This window comes from Dyadobacter beijingensis DSM 21582, from assembly GCF_000382205.1.
Classification (GTDB): Bacteria; Bacteroidota; Bacteroidia; order Cytophagales; family Spirosomataceae; genus Dyadobacter; species Dyadobacter beijingensis.
The window spans coordinates 774,005-792,711 of sequence record NZ_KB907787.1 but is presented as its reverse complement, the minus strand read 5'-3'; the positions used below and the strand labels follow the sequence as shown (position 1 = coordinate 792,711).

The window sequence follows — 18,707 nt, the reverse complement described above, 5'->3', positions numbered from 1 at the left end:
AAACTGAAAAACCATGCGGCACATTCTCGCATTATCCATGCTACTGGCGGCATTCGCAGGCCAGGTATCGGCGCAAACTTCCAAAATCGTTTCTGGCTCCACGAAATTCAGCGTCAAATTCATCCTCGGCACCTGTAACGGCACATTCGACGCACCGCGCGGTGAGGCTGTTTTTAATGAAAAGAATCCTGAAAATGCTTCTTTCAACGTCAGAATCGCTGCGAATACATTTAAAACCAACAACAACTCGCGCGACAAGGACATGAAGAGCGACAAGTATTTCTGGGTCGAGAAATATCCCGATATTCATTTCAAATCTTCCAAAGTCGAGAAGAAAGACGGCAAGTACCAGGTTACCGGCACCCTTACCATGCGGGATGTGTCCAAGACCGTTACCCTTCCCTTCGAAGCCAAAAAGAGTGGCGACGGCAGCTATGCTATTACGAGCACCTTCGATGTAAATCGCCTCGACTACAAGATCGGCGAAAAGGACTGGAAGCTCAAAGACATCGTCACCGTCAACCTTCAAGCGACCATCAAATAGCACTTCTCTTTCATTTAGAAGCTGACAATCAGCCAGTCACAAAAAATATTTTCCTGTAATTGTAATTAGTCTAAATAATCTATTCCTTTGTGAATGTAATTAGTCTAAATTAAATTCTCTGTGAGAAATACTTTTATCTTCTCATTCATACTACTCGGTATCAATGCCGTAATGGCGCAGGAAGGCAGCGGCATTTTCGCACCAAAGGCCGATAATCCTCGGCGCGCGGATACGACGCTCACACTGAACGAGGTGGTCATCACCGGTCAATCGGAGCCGCAATCGCTGCGTAATTCGGTGTATCAGGTGCGCACGATCGACAGCGAACGCATTCGTCTGCGCGGCGCGACAAACCTGCAAACGATCCTCAATACCGAACTCGGAATCCGCTTTTCAAACGACCTTACGCTGGGTACCAGCGACATACAGCTCATGGGCATGTCGGGCCAGGGCGTCAAGATCCTGCTGGACGGCATCCCGATGGTGGACCGCGGCAGTACGCGTGAGAGCCTCGCACAGATCGACATCAATACAATCGAAAAAATCGAGATCGTGGAGGGACCGATGTCCGTCATGTACGGGACCGACGCATTGGCCGGGGTAATCAACATTATCACGAAAAAAGGCCAGAGCGGCTCTTCCCAGAGCGGCTCTTCACTGACCGTGAACGCGCGTGTGCAGGAAGAAACGGCCGGCGATGAGTACGATGCGCTCACCAAAAAGGGCACGCATAACCAGGGAGTGGGTGTGGTATGGCAGAACGAACGCCTGCAAATGTCGGGAAATGTGACCCGGAATAATTTCGGCGGCTGGCAGGGCGCTTCCACGGGCCGCGCCAAGGACTGGATGCCGAAGGAACAAATGCTCTACACGGCCGGAACGCGCCTTTCGGGCAAGCAATGGAACATTTGGTACCGGTTCAACGGCACCGATGAAAAGATACAATACCTCGGCAACCGCAACCCGGTATCTGGCATAGCAGCCGATAAGGATTACATGACCAAGCGCTGGTTCCACCAGGTGCAATCGGAAATCAGGCTGAATGACAAACTGAATATCACTGCGGTAGGCTCCTATACCGATTATTCGCGCCGGACACTCAGTACCAACGAAGATTCACTCGGCCGCCGCACGTTATCGCTCGATCCGGGCTCGCAGGATAAGTCCGTTTTCACGACGGCATTCTTTCGCGGAACAGCCTTTTTCAAAGCCAGCGACCATTTTTCACTACTAGCAGGCGTTGATTTTTCCAACAACAATGCCTCCGGCGCACGCATTCTCGGCGCACCTGCGATCAATGAATACGCACTATTTGTGGCACCTGAAATCCGTTTCGGGAAGTTTTTCAAACTGACGCCCGGCCTGCGTTTCCTCGGCAATTCGGTGTACGACGCGCCGCCGGTGATCCCTTCCCTGAACGGCAAGCTCACATTGACCAAATCGCTCGACTTCCGCTTCGGCTACGCACGCGGGTTCCGCTCGCCGGCCTTGCGCGAGCTTTACTTCGATTTTCATGACGCTTCCCACTCCATTAACGGCAACGTGAACCTGAAAGCGGAGTATTCCAACAGCTTCAACTCCTTCCTCGTATGGCAGGCCGTCAGCCGCGATGGGTTGCACATGAACTCCACGCTCGGCGGGTTTTACAACGTTTTCCACGACCTGATCGACACCGGCATCGACCCGAACGACCGCACGCAAACAACCTACCTGAATATCCATTTGTTTAAAACCACCGGTTTCTCGCTGGACAACAAGTTTTTCTGGAAAAACCTGCAAGCGACTGTTGGTGCGACTTACATTGGCCGGTACAACGAATTTTCCGAAGCGCCGGAAGCTTTCGGGGCATTGCCGGAGTTTGTCTGGTCAACCGAAATCAATGCCAACCTGCTTTACAACTTCAAAAAGGCCGGGGCAAGCATTAACCTTTTTTATAAATACTCGGGCAAGCGCCCTGTTTACGAAACCACCGATCAGGTCAACGTCCACCTGGCCGAGACGGAGGGCTTCCACATGGCCGACCTCACGCTCAGCAAGACGCTCGGCAAGCAGCTCAATCTGCTGGGCGGCATTAAAAACCTGTTCGACGTCACCAGTCTGCAAAACAGCTCTACTGACACGGGCGGGGCGCACAGCACCGGCGGCGCAGTACCGATGTCGTTCGGACGGTCTTACTTCCTCGGCCTGAGCTTTCAATTCACAAAAAACTAATCATCAATACCCTTTCATTATAACTCCAATTAATCATGAAGAAAATAGTCCGGTCACTACTACTGGTTGCTTTCCTGGGAACATTCAATGCATGTAGCGACGACGAACCACCACTACCGGATAACCTGGCGGCTTTCGAGAGCACCGAAAAGGGTTTTGAAGGTGAAGAAACCGAAATCAGGATCGCGCTTTCGAGGGCGGCGGATGCGGCGACAGCCATTTCCGTATCGCTGACCCCTACCCAACTGACCTACGGAACTGAATTCACTACTACACCGGCTGCGGCAAACAATACCATCGCTTTGTCGGTACCGGCCGGGCAGTCGTCCGTTTCATTCAAAGTTGCCAAAAAGGCGGGCGTACTGCTGGATGGCGACGAGAGCATTGCTTTCAAAATCGCTTCGGTAGCGAGCCCTGTCCTGGTAGGGACCAATTCGGGCCTGAAACTGAGCTTCAAAGCGATCATTTCCGACGGTACCAGCATCCAGCTGAACGGCATTGCCGGCAGCGAGGCGGGAAGCAGCGCGGGCAATTCGGTATTTCTCGACCTGAGCAGCAATGTGCAGACGCCCGTTTTGCGTGACAGCTGGGATCTTGGATTCTACAACGGCGCCGATTTCCGCGTGACGATCAACGGTACCAATGGCGCTTCTGCATTGGCAATCAATAAGACGGATCTCAACGCCGTTTCCGACAAGGACTTCAAAGCCGACTCACTCGCGGTAGGCCAGGGCGCTGGTAAACTGGCCCTCGTGGACGATGCGGCGGGCGATATTACCAAAACGGTGATCGCGGCCGTTTCAGCTACCGATGCCGACAACAAAGTGTACATCCTGAACCGTAAGGGTGGAAGCGGCGCGGTACTGGCAGCCACCGATTTGTACAAAATCCGCGTGCTCCGCAAAGGCGCCGGCTACACGCTGCAATATGCAAAAGTGAACGATACGACATTCAAAACGCTCGACATTACCAAAGATGCAGCTTACAACTTCGAATTCGTTTCGCTGGAAAAAGGTGCTAACGTGGATGTGGAACCCGCGAAAGATCGTTGGGACCTGAAATGGGGTTACAGCATGTACTTCACCGCGGCAGGCCCCGGCGTAGTGCTTCCCTACGGCTTCTCCGACCTCGTATTCACCAACAGCCTTGCCGGCGTAGAAGCAGCCGAAGTACTCACTACCACAGCTACTTACGACGCATTTGCTGAAACTAACCTCACCGGCGTCACATTCAGCAAAGCAGCCGACGCGATCGGTTCGAAATGGCGGGTAACTTCGGGCGGAACCGTGGGTGTTAAAACCGACCGGTACTACCTCATCAAAGACCCGGCCGGTAACATTTACAAGCTGCGTTTCATCAGCTTCCACCCAAGCGACGGCGGCGAGCGCGGCAAACCGAAACTGGAATACAAGCTCGTCAGGAAGGGCGCATAATAGTAGAACATCCATTCAAATCAGCTGCCGGCCGATGCCATGTTCCCGGCGGCTGTTTGAGTTAAATACGCTGAAATATGTTATTGAAATCAATCATGATCTCGGCATTTGCCCTCGCGATGCCTGAAATGACCCGCCAACCGGCCAACATTACATCCGTTATGGAAACTGCGAGGCCGGAGATCACGGTCATCAAAGACCTGAATGCGAATACCAAATCTTACATTTATTTCAGCCTCGCCACGGGGAAGGAAGTACCGGAGGCAGACGCCAAAACGAAGAACTGGGACATTGCATTCAGCAAAACCACTATTGCTACCAACAATGGCACGAGCGGCCCGGGTGAAGGCGGCGCCATCGTTTTGGAAAAACCATTCGACCAGGTCAGCGACGCTCCGAAAGACGGCTTCAAAACCGACGGCGACGCAGGCTTTGCGATTCCCGGCGGAAGCGGCAATTCGTGGTACAAGTACGACATGAGCGTACATGCGATCCTGCCTATCCCCGGACGGACGTTACTCGTCAAGACAGCGAACGGCAAAGTGGCTAAACTGGAAATTATCAGCTACTACAAAGGCGCGCCGGAAGATGTGCCGACGGAAGAATCGAGCTACTACACTTTCAGATACACGATTGCGGGAGCGGATGGGAAGTTTTAAACTTTCCATTCGAGCCTGAAAAGCAAAAATCCCGGATCGATCCGGGATTTTTTTATGGCTTTCAACCGCTAAACTCCGGCGATAATGCCGGCGTGTTTCTCCTGGTGGAGGAAAAGATAGTTCGTCGGGAGCGTCGTTTCGGTCACTTCGGTTATTTCAATGAGCTTGCCATTGTCGGAATAGAAACACAGGTAACCGAGGTCCTTGAAGAGCTTGATGATATCGTTCGGGTGGTAATCGAATTTGGCCGCCCATTTGCGCAGCATTTCCGTGAAAACGATCGGTTTCAGGTCCGCCAGCGTTTTCAGCCCGCCTTTATACACGAAATATTCCGCCCCCTCGACGTCGCATTTGATAAAATCGAGCTTTGTCACATTGTTTTCCTGCACATATTGATCGAGCGTGATCGCCTGACATTCCATTTCGATCATTTCCGCCGAGCCGGTGATGTTGCGCGCCGATGCCGCCGCCGAATATTGTGGGGAGAAAAAGAATTTCAAAACCTGCGGCGTTTCCGACAATGCTACATTATTGATGGAAACATTCTCAAAACCGTTCAGCGCAAGGTTCTGGCTTAGCTGTGCGAATGTGGCAGGGATCGGCTCGAAAGAGTGAATGTGCCCGTTACCGACCTTTTTAGCCAAATGGATCGAGTACCAGCCGATGTTCGCGCCGATATCGAAAACGACATCCCCCTCCTTCACCATTTTGAAGATGATCTCTGAGTCGTTCGGTTCGAGTACGTTGAAATCGAAAGACATCAGCGGAATGGTGTTCTTGTCGTGCTGGTCCACCAAAAGCCGGATACCGCCGTCGTGGAAGTTGGTTTCCTTCGTCACGAAATGCACTTTACCGTCCGTGATTTCAATTTTGTCGTATTCGGTATCCTTCAATACCTGTGAGTAGTCGAACAGTATGGAATGGAATTTCGCGTACAGCTCGTCGATCAGCTGGTGCTTGGTGATTTCCCCGTTTTTATACTTGTCCTTATACGATTGAATGCTCATCTTGATTAATGTGTATTAAAACTGTTGATAGTTCTCAAAAACCCTTCCGGAACGGTCGTTGCCGGGTCCCATCCTATTCCGTTGATCTTGGAAATATCGGGCGTTCCTCTCGAAACCACGCTTTTCACGTAATTGATATTCGGCTGCTCGGGGATGTTGACCGTCACTTTCAGTCCCAACTCCGGTTTCAGCGCCACAATGGTCCTGGCCAGTTCCAGAATGCTGTATTCCTCCCGCGCATTGGCCACATTATAAGCCTCCGCGTTCTCCCCATTCAATAAAACCGTGAGAAAGCCGGTGGCGGCATCGGCCAGGTAGCAGAAATTCCTCCGGCTCGACCCGTCGCTGTTCAGCACGATGTCGTTCTTACTGACAACATTATTGACAAAATCGGCAAACACGCGGCCGTCGTTGAGCTGCATGCCAGGTCCGTACGTGTGAAAAGGCCGTACGATTTTGGCCTTCACGCCGTACTGGTGCGCGTAGCTCACGCAAAGGTTCTCGCCCATGCGCTTGCTCTCGCCATAGCACGCCCGCACGCTCGCGGGGTTCAGGTAACCGAAAGTCAGCTCGTTGATCGGCAGCCTTTCTTCCTCCACCTGCCCGTACACTTCGCTCGAACTGAAATACAGAAACGACTCGCATTCCTTTTCACGCGCCAGATTGAGCAAATTGATCGTCCCCAGCACATTGGCATTCAATGTACCTACCGGGTCGACCCCGTAATACTTGGGACTGGCCTGGCTGGCTGCGTGGATGATAAAATCGACGGGACCGGCCACCGTCAGCGGGTCACTGACGTCCTGTTCGATCAATTGGAAATGGGGATTTGAAAAGAGATGCCCGAGCCTGGCAGCGGCCCGTTCGCGGTTCCTGACGAGGCCGATCACTTTGGTATTGTGGCCTTCGAAGACTTCGTTGAGATGAACCAGCACATCGACAAGGTAGGCTGGCAAAAAACCGTTTGCACCGGATATCAGAATGACTTTGTTTTTGAAGCGGCCCCAGAACTGGCTGTTTTCGATGATTTTCTCAATGTCTTCTCTGATGATTGGATTCATAGATTGCGTTTAGTGTGTAACAAAACAAAATTGCGCTTTTCGGGAAAGATTAGGAAGCGCAAATTATTAAAAAGCCCGTTGGGAGCTACCCAAAGGTAAACAAATTGTCTTTTTTGAGCGGGTATATCTGCTATTTAATACCTTAACCCTTCATATACTTCCAGTTTCGCGGCTTTCCTTCCGCCATCCATTCCAGCGCCTGGTTGACCCTTTTCTCCCGCGTCGCTGCCGTTTTGGCTTCTTCAAACCATTCGACATATTCTTTTTTATTGGAATAACTGAAATCGTCGAAAACCTGTTTTGCCGCCGTATTTCCCGCCAGAGCTTCGGTTACGTAGGCCGGGATCGTCAGTTCTTTAACTTCTTTGGGTTTGTCTTCCTTCTTCATTTTCACGCCGCTGTCGATCAGGCGCATGGCTTCGAGGATAAAGCCTTTCAAATACGCTTCGGCAGGAAGGTCCTCCATACTGCTTATTTTACCCAGGCTGCCCATTCCTACCCGATCTCCGTTCACGGCCAGCAACTGGTGCGGGTCGCTCAACCGCGATTCTAGCCAGAAGCCGAATGCACAATGCTGCTTGAACGACGCCATGCTGCACAATATGCTGCCTTTGTATTCGAAATTCGGGAAACCCCACTTGATCGTTTCCTTCGCTTCCGGGCATGTCCCGTGCACGAGCGCGCGCAGGTATTCGAGTATGGGAATGGCAAATGAGGCGGATTTGACAATGTACGCGTCAACCCGTGGGTCGGTATGGTTCATGGGTAATATAGTTGGGCATTCCGGGAGGTGCCGCCCGGAATGCCGGTCATGCGTTATTTTTCGAGATTGGTCTTCAAATTAGCCAGTCCTTCCTGAAAATCCTTACCGATCGCCTCGTTCATATCCATAAAAACAAGCATCAGGTTCATTGGAATAGGCATTTTGCCGTTGAAGCCCCAGCGCACCCGCGTCGAGGTGGAGTCGATCGCCTCGGTAGTCATGTAGGCATCGCTCGTACTTTCGATCGGTTTGAGGAAACGCAGCTGGGTATCCACGCGCTTGCCTTCCTCGATTTTCGTAATCTCCTGCTCACCGGAACCTACTTCGTCGTTTCCTTCCCATTTGGACACGAAGCCGACCGTGCCGTCCGTGCCCGAGAAACTCTTCTTCATATTCGGGTCACGCCGGCCCCATACGCTCCATTCGTTCTGCTTTTCGAGGGATTTGATGTAGTTAAAAACTTCCGCGTTCGGCTTGTTGACAACGATCTCTCGCTCGACGGCGTATTCTTTGGGCAACAGGAATGCTGCAATAAGGACGACGGCAATCAGTCCAAGGATAATGTAGAGCACTTTTTTCATACGGGAATTGCTTTTGGGTGAATAATTAAACCTGTACTTGACTTCATCAAGATCCTCAATACGCTCGGTATTGATCATACCGGCTTTTTCCAGCACCCGAATGGACGCCGCGTTATTAACATTCACAAATGCGATAACATCCCTTGCCCTGAGCACCTCCCTGGAAAAACGGATCAGCCCGCTTGCGATTTCAGTCGCAACCCCTTTGCCCCAGAACTCCTCCATCACCCGGTAACCGATTTCGATTGCCTTACCCACTTTGTCGAGCTTCGCAGCACCGATCAGCTCCCCCGAATGCCGGTCTTCGATCAGGTACCTGCCCAGGTAGGTATCCATCCCGTACTCTTCCAGGAACCCGGCCAGCATCCTGTCGGACTCCTCGCGTGTGAGCGAGTAGCCGGTCACATATTTCATCACCTTATCATTGTTGCTCAGCCTGTAATACTTGTCACCATCGGCGGCCGTCATCTTTGTCAGCACAAAATGTTCGGTATAAATGGGTGTAATCGGCATGGCGGCGGGTATTCATGTCCGGAAAGAGACAACAGGCTAAATATACACGTTTACTGACAAAGCTTTGGCACTTTTCCGCATCAAGTTCCGAACTGGACGGCCGGATGTATTATCGGAGAAATACAGAAGACGATAGGCCTGATTATTGATACAACCGGTACAATGGTTATTCAAAACCAACGATATACCGTGCGTTAACCTTCATTAACATTCATTAAAATTTGCAATCTACATTTGAAACGTTATATTTGAACTATTGCCTTATTGTATCACAATTCCGTTCCAATAGTTCCAATCATTCTTGAATTCATTATAAAAGTATGAATTTTTCAATGAACTGATCTGAATCAGCATCATGACAAAACGAACTTTTGTATTGTTTTTCTGGCTTGCACAATTTGCCGTTTCGCTGCTTATCGGGCAGCGGAGGGCCGTTGCGTGCAAGATCGATGTCGGAACTGAGGCTTTCTCTCCCTACGAAATCGAGGAAAAAGCGGGGACGGGTGCAATTGTGTTAATCGACGATACGATCTGCAAAAACGAGACGGTCGTCCGTGCCGATGAGTCCGAATGGAAAGAAGCTATTTCCGACCTGCTCAGCCACCGGCATTCCACTTACCGTTTCCTGACGCTGGTCTCCCAGGCCGCGCCGCAATACGAAATCACCCGGATACCCAAAGTTATCAGGGAGTCCGTACAACTGTTGCCCGTTAGCAATGGAGAAGTCACGCTGCCCGACTATTACAGCTTTCTCCATCGCCTTTGCCCCTTTTGACATCGCCGCAAGCGTTCTTTCACCAGGCTTTTCCCGACTGACGGACTGATTCGTCGTGCCCTCAAGCGCACCGGCGGGCCATTTCCGGCTTCCCGTTATTTCCTTATCGCTGCCGCATTGCCGCGCAGCCATAAGGTTATGTTCCTATACTCTTGCATCACCGCCAACCAATTTATACAAACGCATCATCATGAAAAATTTGAAATGGCCACTCCTTTTGCTCGTCAGCGTGTTCGCTTATGGCTGTGCCACAAAAAGCGAAACGCTTTCCGACGCCAAAGACAGCGTCCTGACCATCCCCGTCACGGAACTCCGGCCCCAGAAAACCGAATTGCACCGCGAATACGTAGGCGATATCCACGCCGTACGTAACGTTGAAATATATGCCCGCGTAAAAGGCTACCTCGAAGAAGTATACGTCGACGAGGGTAAGGAAGTGAAGAAAGGCCAGACCCTTTTTCGCATTAACAATGAAGAATATGAAGCGCAGCTGGCCAAGGCAAAAGCCACTTTGCAAAGCGCCATCGCCGATGCGAAAGGCGCCGAGCTGGAAGTGAAACGCGTGAAGCTGCTGGTTGATAAAAACGTCGTTTCCAAAACCGAGCTCGAAGTGGCGAACGCGAAACTCGCCGCTTCCAATGCCAAAATCGAAGAAGCCAAATCCGAGAAATCCAATGCGAGCATTCAGCTGGCGCATACAGTGATCAAAGCGCCCTTCGATGGCGTGGTGGACCGCCTCCCGCACAAAATGGGCAGCCTGATCGATGAAGGCACCTTGCTCACGACGCTCTCCGACACCAAAACCGTGTATGCGTATTTTAATGTATCCGAAAACGAATACCTCGAATACGTGAAAGCACGCGGCAATGCCGCTACCAAAAGCGCGGTAGTAGAGCTGGAACTGGCCGACGGCTCGTTTTTCAAACACAAAGGCACAATAGAAACAATGGAGGGCGCATTCGACGAAGGCACTGGCTCCATTGCCTTCCGCGCGAAATTTTCGAACCCCGAGAAGCTGCTCAAACACGGCTCGACCGGTACGATCCGCCTTACCAATACCGTGGATAATGCGATCCTGATCCCGCAAAAGGCCGCATTCGAGATCCAGGACAAGAATTTTGTATACGTATTGGGAAAAGATAATAAGATCAAGACCCGCAGTTTTGTACCGCATTCGCGGCTCTCTACTTTTTATGTCGTCAAATCAGGCCTGGAACCCGGAGAAACGATTGTTTACGAAGGTATTCAGTCATTGCGCGATGGTGCGACCATCAATCCAAAGACTGTTTCCATCGACACGACCGACGTGTCGACCGAAAAAATCGAGCTTACCGCACGGTAACATTTCCTTCCACCTGATTGACTTATTATGTTTCAAAAATTCATTGAGCGACCGGTGCTCTCGCTGGTCATCTCTATCTTCATAACCTTGCTCGGGGTGCTGGCTGTGCTGGAATTGCCCGTTTCCCAGTTCCCCGACATCGTACCGCCGTCCGTTGTCGTAACCGCCACCTACACGGGCGCCAATGCCGAAGTATGCGTGGACGCCGTGGCCGTGCCGCTCGAAAAGGCGATCAACGGCGTACCCGGCATGACCTACATGACGAGCGTGTCCGGTAACGACGGTGTTACGACGATCAGCATTTCCTTCAACGTCGGCGTAGACCCCGATCTCGCGGCCGTTAACGTCCAGAACCGCGTGCAAACGGTGATCGACGAGTTACCCGAGGAGGTAATCAAAGCCGGTGTGACCACTGAAAAAGAAGTGAACAGTATGCTCATGTACCTCGATATTATGAGCTCCGACACCACTGTGGGCGAGGACTTTGTATACAACTTCGCCGATATCAATATCCTCAAAGAACTCAAACGGATCGACGGCGTAGGCCGCGCGCAGATCATGGGCAGCAAGGATTACTCCATGCGCGTGTGGCTGCAACCCGACCGGATGAACAGCTACAACGTTTCCGCCGACGAGGTGATCCAGGCCATCCGCGACCAAAACGTGGTAGCGGCACCGGGTAAGACGGGCGTTAGCTCCGGCCGCGAGAAGAACGTGTTGCAATATGTTTTAAAATACACGGGAAAACTTTTTGAACCGGCCCAATATGAGAACATTGTACTGCGCTCCAACCCGGACGGCTCAGTACTCAAACTGAAAGACGTCGCCACCGTCGAATTCGGAACGCTGGAATACGATATGGCGTCCAAGTCCAACGGCAGGCCGTCGGCTTCGATCATGATCAAGCAGCGCCCGGGCTCGAATGCACAGGAGGTGATCCAGAATATCAAAGACAAAGTAGCGGAACTAAAAGGCACTACTTTCCCACCCGGCATGGACTATTTTGTTTCCTACGACGTCTCCCGCTTCCTCGACGCCTCCATTCATGAGGTAATCCGCACGCTCATCGAGGCATTCATCCTCGTGATCCTGATCGTCTATTTGTTTTTGCAGGACTTCCGCTCTACGCTCATCCCGGCCCTGGCGGTGCCGGTGGCACTGGTGGGTACGTTCGCATTCATGCAGCTATTCGGCTTCTCGATCAACCTGCTGACGCTCTTCGCATTGGTTTTGGCGATCGGTATTGTCGTCGATAATGCCATTGTCGTCGTGGAGGCCGTCCACGCCAAAATGGCCGAGAAGCATTTGGACGCTTATGAGGCGACGATCGAATCAATGAAAGAGATGAGCGGCGCGATCATCGCGATTACGCTCGTCATGTCGGCGGTATTCGTGCCGGTAGCATTTATGTCGGGGCCAGTCGGGATTTTCTACCGGCAGTTCTCCATTACCCTGGCGATATCCATTGTGATTTCGGGTATCAATGCGCTTACGCTCACGCCTGCACTATGCGCATTAATGCTGAAAAACACGCACGGCCAGCCGGCAAAGCAAAATCTGCTCACCCGGTTTTTCGGTGGGTTCAACAAAGGCTACGACGGTGTGCAGAGCGGGTACCGTAAGCTGCTCGGCTCGATCGTAGGCCGCAGGATGATCACCATCGGATTGCTCATCGGTTTCTGCGTCGCTACTTTCGGTATTAACAGCATTCTGCCAAGCGGCTTTATCCCGACGGAAGACCAGGGCGTGATCAACGTGAACGTGACGACTCCGGTAGCGGCGACTGTGGAAAGAACGGAGGCTGTTTTGGACGAAATTCAGAAAGTTGCCGAAAGCCTCGAACCCGTAGAATCGGTTTCCTCCCTCTCCGGTTACAGCCTGCTGACCGAATCCGCCGGTTCATCGTATGGTATGGCAATGATCAACCTGAAACCCTGGGATCAGCGCAAGGCCTCGGTGCAGGATATTATCAAGGAAATGGAGGCCAAAACGAAGCATATTACCGATGCTGAAATCCAGTTTTTCCCACCTCCTACCGTACCCGGTTTTGGTAACTCCTCCGGTTTCGAGCTCCGCGTGCAGGACCGGTCGGGTAATGAGGATTTGCAGAAAACGGCCGAGGTTACCAACCAATTCGTGAAGGACCTCGCCGCCACGCCCGAGATTGCCGCCGCATTCAGCAGCTTCGACGCGAGTTTCCCGCAATACATGATCCACGTGGATTCCGACATTGCCGCCAAAAAAGGCGTCTCGGTCGACATTGCCATGAGCACGCTGCAAACGATGATCGGTAGCTATTACGCCTCCAACTTCATCCGTTTCGGGCAGATGTACAAGGTGATGGTGCAGGCCGATGCGAGCTTCCGTAAAAACCCCGAGGACATCCTGAAATTGTATGTCAAAAACAACCGGGGCGAAATGGTACCATTCTCGACATTCATCCGTTTGGAAAGGGTGTACGGCCCCGAATTGCTGACACGCTACAATATGTACACCTCCGCGATGATCAACGGCGACGCCGCACCGGGTTACAGCAGCGGCGATGCGATCAAAGCCGTTGAGCGGGTGGCCGCTACGAGTTTGCCAAAGGGCTACACGTACGACTGGTCAGGTATGACGCGCGAGGAAATCCTTTCAGGGAACCAGGCCATTTTCATCTTCGCGATCTGCCTCGTATTCGTGTATCTGCTGCTCGCCGCACAGTATGAGAGCTTCCTGCTGCCGCTTCCGGTAATCCTTTCGCTGCCTACCGGGGTATTCGGTGCATTTCTTGCATTGAAACTGATGGGGCTGGAAAACAATATCTACGCGCAGGTTTCGCTCGTCATGCTCATTGGTTTGCTGGGTAAAAATGCCATCCTGATCGTGGAATATGCCATTATCCGCCAGAAAGAGGGCCGGACGGTCATCGAGGCGGTGCTGGAAGGTGCCACCGAGCGTCTCCGACCGATCCTGATGACATCTTTTGCATTCGTGGCGGGTCTCATTCCGCTGGTAATGGCCTCCGGCGCGGGCGCGATCGGTAACAGGTCTATCGGCGCGGCGGCGGCGGGCGGTATGCTCATCGGTACCATTTTCGGGGTGATCATCATCCCGGGATTGTATGTCGTTTTTGCGAGTATGGCCAAACCTAAAAAAGCCCGGCGCGTCGTGCAGCAGGAAGAAGCCGTGCTGCACTAATACCCTCTGGAATCTCAGTCAAGGCCGCGGCACTGTCCGCGGCCATTCATATCAGCATTTATTTGAATGAAAAACAATAAAAAGCTATCCTATGCGCTGCTGGCCACATTGCTTGTATCCGTTACAGGCTGTAAGCTCACGCAGCCCGTGGAGCAGCATACCCGCATTAAGTCACCCGAAATGTTCGCCCGGCAATCCGATTCGACCGGGATCGCCGCCATTCAATGGAAAACGTTCTTCGCCGACCAGCACCTGGTGGCGCTGATCGACACGGCCCTTCAAAACAATCTGGACCTGAAAATGGCCGTACAGCGTATCGAAATGGCCCGCGCAGGCATTCTGGCCGCGCGCGGCGCGATGCTGCCCGTCGTAGGCGCCGACGTTTCCGGCGGCGGGCGTAAATTTGGCGACTACACCATGGACGGCGTCGGTAATTACGATACCAACTTCTCCGAAAACATCGACGAAGACCGTCGCCTGCCCGCCCCATTCATGCCCGACTATTTCGTGGGCCTGCGCAGCTCATGGGAAATCGATATTTGGGGTAAACTCAAAAACCAGAAGAAAGCAGCCTACAATCGCCTGCTGGCCAGCGAAAAAGGCCGCCAGGCTATTGTAACGGGCCTGATTGCCGAAATAGCCAGGTCATACTATGAACTGCTGGCGCTCGACACCGAGCTCGACATCATCCGCAAGAACATCGCATTGCAGGAATCGGCCGTGGAAACGATCAAAATCCAGAAAGAGGCCGGTCGCGCCAACGAACTCGGCGTGCGGCAACTCACTGCCCAATTGCTCAATACCCGAAGCCTTGAATATGAGGTGCAGCAGAAGATCATCGAAATCGAGAACAATGTAAACCTGCTCACAGGCCGCTTCCCGCGGGCTATCACGCGCAGCAGCACATTGGCGGAATCAGTACCCGCGACCGTCAGCGCAGGCGTACCCGCGCAAATGCTCCGCCGGCGCCCGGATATCCAGCAAGCCCAGCTCGAATTGCAAGCCAACTACAATGAACAGCAGGCCGCGCAGCTCGCATTCCTGCCCTCGCTGAATATCACGGCATTCCTCGGCTTCAATGCATTCAAAAGCAACTTGCTTTTCTCTTCCGGTTCCATTGCATACAGTGCGCTGGGCGGATTAACCGCTCCGTTATTCAACCGCAAGGCATTGAAAGCCGGGCAAAAGCGTGCGGAAGCCGCGAGTCTGGAAGCATTGTATGCCTACAACAAATCGGTCCTGAATGGCTTCCGTGAAGTGAGCACCAGCCTCAAAAAGCTGGAAAACACGAAACAGATCGGCGAGCTGAAACGGCAGGAAGTGGACGTATTGCAACAGGCTGTGGTCACATCCAAAGACCTTTTCCTGACTGGCTATGCCTCCTACCTCGAAGTGATCACCGCGCAGCGCAGCGTTTTGCAGGAAGAATTGAACCTGACGAATGTGCGGAAAGAGCAGTTCCTGGCGTTGGTTGAATTGTACCGCGCACTGGGCGGCGGCTGGGAATAAGCACCAATATACTGCATACAAAAAGAGCACGGACCTCACGATCCGTGCTCTTTTTTATTACTAATACTTTAAACTATTGCTTCTTTTTCGCACCCGCCAGGCTTGGCTCTTTCGAAATAACGATCAGGTCTGCGAGCATTCTGCCGGTTTCGGTCAGGTAAATGTCTTTTTTCTTCTTCACGTCCTTCGGTGCTTCCGCAGTTTTAGTGTCGGTTTCTTCTTCTTCGTCACCGTCCACATTGTCTTCGCCGAGTTGCTTCATAGCCGCGCGTTTCTTCTCGGCCTCGTCGCGTTCCGCTTTCCGTTTCGATTCCTGCAATGACACGATCTTATTCTCACGTGCCTGTTTGAAATCTTCCAGCGTTTTCACGAGCGTTTTCAGCTCTTCGTCGCTTTTGAGACGGTGCTTATACTTGTCGCGGAGCTGCTCGACGATTTTTGGATTGATATTGCTGGTAACCTCATAGCGAGACGACGCGATCTGATCCCACGGCAATGCGCTTGGCTGGGAACCTTCACCATATTCATTTACCTTGAATGCGGTCGGCAATTCCAGATCCGGCGTCACCCCTTTCAGCTGCGTGCTGCTGCCGTTGATCCGGTAGAATTTCGCAACGGTCAGTTTCACCTGGCCAAGCTGGTCTTGCTCTTTCGGCACCCATTGGTTCAGGTCGATCAGCGTTTGAACGGTTCCTTTACCATAGGTCTGCTCTCCTACGATGAGGCCGCGTTTGTAATCCTGGATCGCCGCCGCGAAGATTTCGGAAGCCGAAGCGCTGAAACGGTTCACCATTACAGCCAATGGACCGTCGTAGGCAATGCTGGGATCATTATCCGATTGTACTTCTATTTCGCCCTGGCTTTCTTTCACCTGAACCACCGGCCCGCGGTTAATGAACAAGCCGGTCAGCGAAACCGCTTCTGTCAGCGAACCGCCGCCATTGTTACGAAGGTCGATCACGATGCCGTCCACATTCGATGCCTGCAAATCGGTGATCAGCTTCTGAACGTCGCGGGTAGTGCTTGAAAACTCCTTTTCCCGGTGCTGCGCGCCTTCGAAGTCGCGGTAGAACAATGGGATGTCGATCACCCCGATTTTGAAATCCTTATTACCATTATTGATCGATACGATCTCGCTCTTCGCGCGCTGCTCTTCCAGCTTGATCTTTTCACGCACGAGACGGTATTCCTTCGGAGGCGTTCCCGGCAATGCATCGGCAGAGATTACCTGCAAACGCACGACGGTCGATTTCGGGCCTTTGATCAGCTTCACGGCATCGTCCACGAACCAGCCCACGATATCGACAAACTTGCCTTCGTCGCCTTGTGCAACGGCTACAATCTTGTCTTCTTTTTTAAGCTGCTTTCCTTTAAATGCCGGTCCGCCGGGGATTACCTCCACGATTTTGATATAATTATCTTCCTCCCGGAGCAATGCCCCGATTCCTTCCAGCGACTGGCTCATTTCCTGCTTGAAACGGTCGGCCGAGGTAGGCGCCATGTAGCTCGTATGCGGGTCGAGCGACTCGGCATAAGCATTCATAAACATCTGGAACACCTGTTCGGTACGGATACGGCCCAATGCACGGTCGCGCGTTTTGTAGCGGTCGCGCAGGGTCGATACCACGGCAGTGTCCGCCTTGCCCGACAGTTTGAGGTCTAATGCCTCGCTTTTAAGATATTTCCGCCAGGTATCATTCAGCTCGTCGGTGTTTTTAGCCCACGCCGCTTTATCGCGGTCGGTATTCATCGATTCGTCCTGCGTGAAATCAAAAGGTTTCGGGTCTTTCAGCAGGGTCTGGATGTATTCGCTTCTTTCTTTATAGCGCTTTCTGAAAACGTTATAGATCTGGAAAGGAACGTCGAGCTCCCTTTTCTGCAAATAGTCATCGAAAGAGTTCTTATACTGCTCGAATTCCGCAATGTCGGTAGCCAGGTAATAGAGTTTTCCGTGGTCGATCGCGTCGAGGTACTTATCAAACATGGCTACCGAAAGGGAGTCATTCAGCTTGGTTTTGCGATAATGATAGCTGGATAAGATCCTGGTAGTCAGCTCCTCCGCTTTGTATTGCGCTGGAATCGGCTTGATATCTTCATCCATGGAAGCGGCCGCTGGTGCCATTGCTCCCACTCGTTCCTGAACAGGGCCCCGCTGCCAACCCAGCAACACAACCGGAATAAGAGTGATAAGATACTTTTTCATTTGCACGTTTGCTATTTTACGATTTCCAATAATTCAACCTCAAACACGAGGGCCGAATAAGCCGGTATCTGAGGTCCTGCCGCACGCTCACCGTAAGCCAGCTGATATGGAATAAAAAGCTTCCATTTCGATCCGACAGGCATTAACTGAAGCGCTTCGGTCCATCCTTTGATCACTCCATTGACAGGGAACTCAACCGGCTCACCTCTGTCGACCGAGCTGTCAAAAACCGTTCCATTCGTCAATGTACCGTGGTAGTGTGTCTTTACTTTATCGGTTGCAGCCGGTTTCGGGCCTTCGCCGGTTTTAATGATCTGGTATTGCAGGCCGCTCTCGGTGGTCACTACGCCTTGCTTCTTCTTGTTTTCTTCCAAAAATTGCTCGCCTTCCTTGCGCACTACGGCCCCTTTTGCCTCCATCATCTTGGTGAAATACCCCTGGATGAACATATTGGCCTCATCGGTCGTAAATGCGGTTTTTTCACCTTTCAACGCCGCTTTCACCGTTTGTGTGAGCAGGTCGCTGTTGATATCGCTGATACCTTGTGAAGATAACGAGTTTGCGAAGCTCACCCCGATCGCTGCCGATAAAGAGTCGGCACTGGTTTTCAATGTTGCAGGGGCGGCTGATGTTTTCGCAGGTGTTGCCGCTGATTTCTTTACAGTTGCGGCGGGTTTGGTTGTTTTTTTGATAGTCTGTGCATTGCCTTCCCCGATTGCCAATACTCCGAATGCCAGGGCAGCTAAAATGGTTTTTTCTAATTTGTACATTATACTGAAAGACGGTCGAAAAGATTAAAATTTAATTTGTAAGTGTTATTAACGATCTCAATTACAACAAAAACACAATCAGTACCTAAAAAAGTTTTAAAAATGTTATTAGGAACTGATAAACGGTTAATTTGCGCCCCGCGAAGCCCTTCCGCC

Annotated in this window: 14 protein-coding genes; 8 read left to right on the top strand and 6 right to left on the bottom strand. The window is 51.9% G+C overall.

Annotated features, from left to right (window positions below; all coding sequences use genetic code 11):
- Nucleotides 1–13 precede the first annotated feature (13 nt).
- The 4 genes from H144_RS0110545 to H144_RS0110530 all read left to right on the top strand — a co-directional run bounded on the left by H144_RS0110545 (nt 14) and on the right by H144_RS0110530 (nt 4,847).
- The gene (locus tag H144_RS0110545) at nt 14–544 is read left to right on the top strand and encodes a YceI family protein (protein WP_019942024.1); all 531 of its coding nucleotides are present in this window, start codon (nt 14–16) and stop codon (nt 542–544) included.
- A 120-nt stretch (nt 545–664) separates the two neighbouring features.
- Nucleotides 665–2,755: a TonB-dependent receptor plug domain-containing protein gene (locus H144_RS0110540; RefSeq protein ID WP_229207878.1), complete on the top strand. Its 2,091-nt coding sequence runs from the start codon at nt 665–667 to the stop codon at nt 2,753–2,755.
- 35 nt (nt 2,756–2,790) lie between these two features.
- Nucleotides 2,791–4,188 carry an HmuY family protein gene (locus H144_RS0110535; protein WP_019942022.1) on the top strand — a complete coding sequence of 466 codons (1,398 nt, stop codon included), beginning with the start codon at nt 2,791–2,793 and terminating at the stop codon, nt 4,186–4,188.
- Between the two features lie 77 nt (nt 4,189–4,265).
- A complete protein-coding gene (locus H144_RS0110530; RefSeq protein ID WP_026350584.1) occupies nt 4,266–4,847 on the top strand; it encodes an HmuY family protein in 582 nt (193 codons plus the stop codon).
- A gap of 68 nt (nt 4,848–4,915) precedes the next feature.
- Here H144_RS0110530 and H144_RS31695 read toward each other — a convergent pair whose 3' ends face one another.
- From H144_RS31695 to H144_RS33845, 4 genes are all read right to left on the bottom strand, one after another.
- Nucleotides 4,916–5,854: an FkbM family methyltransferase gene (locus H144_RS31695; protein WP_019942020.1), complete on the bottom strand. Its 939-nt coding sequence runs from the start codon at nt 5,852–5,854 to the stop codon at nt 4,916–4,918.
- Between the two features lie 5 nt (nt 5,855–5,859).
- Complete coding sequence (locus H144_RS0110520) at nt 5,860–6,915, bottom strand: NAD-dependent epimerase/dehydratase family protein (protein ID WP_019942019.1); 1,056 nt, start codon at nt 6,913–6,915, stop codon at nt 5,860–5,862.
- A gap of 142 nt (nt 6,916–7,057) precedes the next feature.
- Nucleotides 7,058–7,678, bottom strand: a complete 621-nt coding sequence (locus H144_RS0110515; protein ID WP_019942018.1) for a YdeI/OmpD-associated family protein — start codon at nt 7,676–7,678, stop codon at nt 7,058–7,060.
- Nucleotides 7,679–7,731: 53 nt separating this feature from the next.
- The gene (locus H144_RS33845; protein ID WP_019942017.1) at nt 7,732–8,772 is read right to left on the bottom strand and encodes a GNAT family N-acetyltransferase; all 1,041 of its coding nucleotides are present in this window, start codon (nt 8,770–8,772) and stop codon (nt 7,732–7,734) included.
- A 355-nt stretch (nt 8,773–9,127) separates the two neighbouring features.
- Between H144_RS33845 and H144_RS0110500 the strand changes: the two genes are divergently transcribed.
- The 4 genes from H144_RS0110500 (at nt 9,128) to H144_RS0110485 (ending at nt 15,578) form a co-directional block, all read left to right on the top strand.
- Complete coding sequence (locus H144_RS0110500) at nt 9,128–9,547, top strand: hypothetical protein (protein WP_019942015.1); 420 nt, start codon at nt 9,128–9,130, stop codon at nt 9,545–9,547.
- A 190-nt stretch (nt 9,548–9,737) separates the two neighbouring features.
- Nucleotides 9,738–10,889, top strand: a complete 1,152-nt coding sequence (locus H144_RS0110495; RefSeq protein WP_019942014.1) for an efflux RND transporter periplasmic adaptor subunit — start codon at nt 9,738–9,740, stop codon at nt 10,887–10,889.
- Between the two features lie 27 nt (nt 10,890–10,916).
- The gene (locus tag H144_RS0110490) at nt 10,917–14,069 is read left to right on the top strand and encodes an efflux RND transporter permease subunit (protein ID WP_019942013.1); all 3,153 of its coding nucleotides are present in this window, start codon (nt 10,917–10,919) and stop codon (nt 14,067–14,069) included.
- A 66-nt stretch (nt 14,070–14,135) separates the two neighbouring features.
- Nucleotides 14,136–15,578 (top strand): efflux transporter outer membrane subunit, encoded by a 1,443-nt coding sequence (locus H144_RS0110485; protein WP_019942012.1) that lies wholly within the window; start codon nt 14,136–14,138, stop codon nt 15,576–15,578.
- A gap of 73 nt (nt 15,579–15,651) precedes the next feature.
- Here H144_RS0110485 and H144_RS0110480 read toward each other — a convergent pair whose 3' ends face one another.
- Both H144_RS0110480 and bamJ read right to left on the bottom strand, forming a co-directional pair.
- Entirely contained in the window at nt 15,652–17,781 is a 2,130-nt protein-coding gene (locus tag H144_RS0110480; protein ID WP_026350582.1) for a carboxy terminal-processing peptidase, read from the bottom strand.
- An 11-nt stretch (nt 17,782–17,792) separates the two neighbouring features.
- Nucleotides 17,793–18,551 carry a BamJ family beta-barrel-assembly machinery protein gene (bamJ, locus tag H144_RS0110475; RefSeq protein WP_019942010.1) on the bottom strand — a complete coding sequence of 253 codons (759 nt, stop codon included), beginning with the start codon at nt 18,549–18,551 and terminating at the stop codon, nt 17,793–17,795.
- Between the last annotated feature and the right edge of the window lie 156 nt (nt 18,552–18,707).

Bases quoted from the DNA above. Each gene is read 5' to 3' on its own strand.
- H144_RS0110545 (WP_019942024.1), top strand. From the start codon at position 14: ATGCGGCACATTCTCGCATTATCCATGCTACTGGCGGCATTCGCAGGC.
- H144_RS0110535 (WP_019942022.1), top strand. From the start codon at position 2,791: ATGAAGAAAATAGTCCGGTCACTACTACTGGTTGCTTTCCTGGGAACA.
- H144_RS0110530 (WP_026350584.1), top strand. From the start codon at position 4,266: ATGTTATTGAAATCAATCATGATCTCGGCATTTGCCCTCGCGATGCCT.
- H144_RS31695 (WP_019942020.1), bottom strand. From the start codon at position 5,854: ATGAGCATTCAATCGTATAAGGACAAGTATAAAAACGGGGAAATCACC.
- H144_RS0110520 (WP_019942019.1), bottom strand. From the start codon at position 6,915: ATGAATCCAATCATCAGAGAAGACATTGAGAAAATCATCGAAAACAGC.
- H144_RS0110515 (WP_019942018.1), bottom strand. From the start codon at position 7,678: ATGAACCATACCGACCCACGGGTTGACGCGTACATTGTCAAATCCGCC.
- H144_RS33845 (WP_019942017.1), bottom strand. From the start codon at position 8,772: ATGCCGATTACACCCATTTATACCGAACATTTTGTGCTGACAAAGATG.
- H144_RS0110500 (WP_019942015.1), top strand. From the start codon at position 9,128: ATGACAAAACGAACTTTTGTATTGTTTTTCTGGCTTGCACAATTTGCC.
- H144_RS0110495 (WP_019942014.1), top strand. From the start codon at position 9,738: ATGAAAAATTTGAAATGGCCACTCCTTTTGCTCGTCAGCGTGTTCGCT.
- H144_RS0110490 (WP_019942013.1), top strand. From the start codon at position 10,917: ATGTTTCAAAAATTCATTGAGCGACCGGTGCTCTCGCTGGTCATCTCT.
- H144_RS0110485 (WP_019942012.1), top strand. From the start codon at position 14,136: ATGAAAAACAATAAAAAGCTATCCTATGCGCTGCTGGCCACATTGCTT.
- H144_RS0110480 (WP_026350582.1), bottom strand. From the start codon at position 17,781: ATGAAAAAGTATCTTATCACTCTTATTCCGGTTGTGTTGCTGGGTTGG.
- bamJ (WP_019942010.1), bottom strand. From the start codon at position 18,551: ATGTACAAATTAGAAAAAACCATTTTAGCTGCCCTGGCATTCGGAGTA.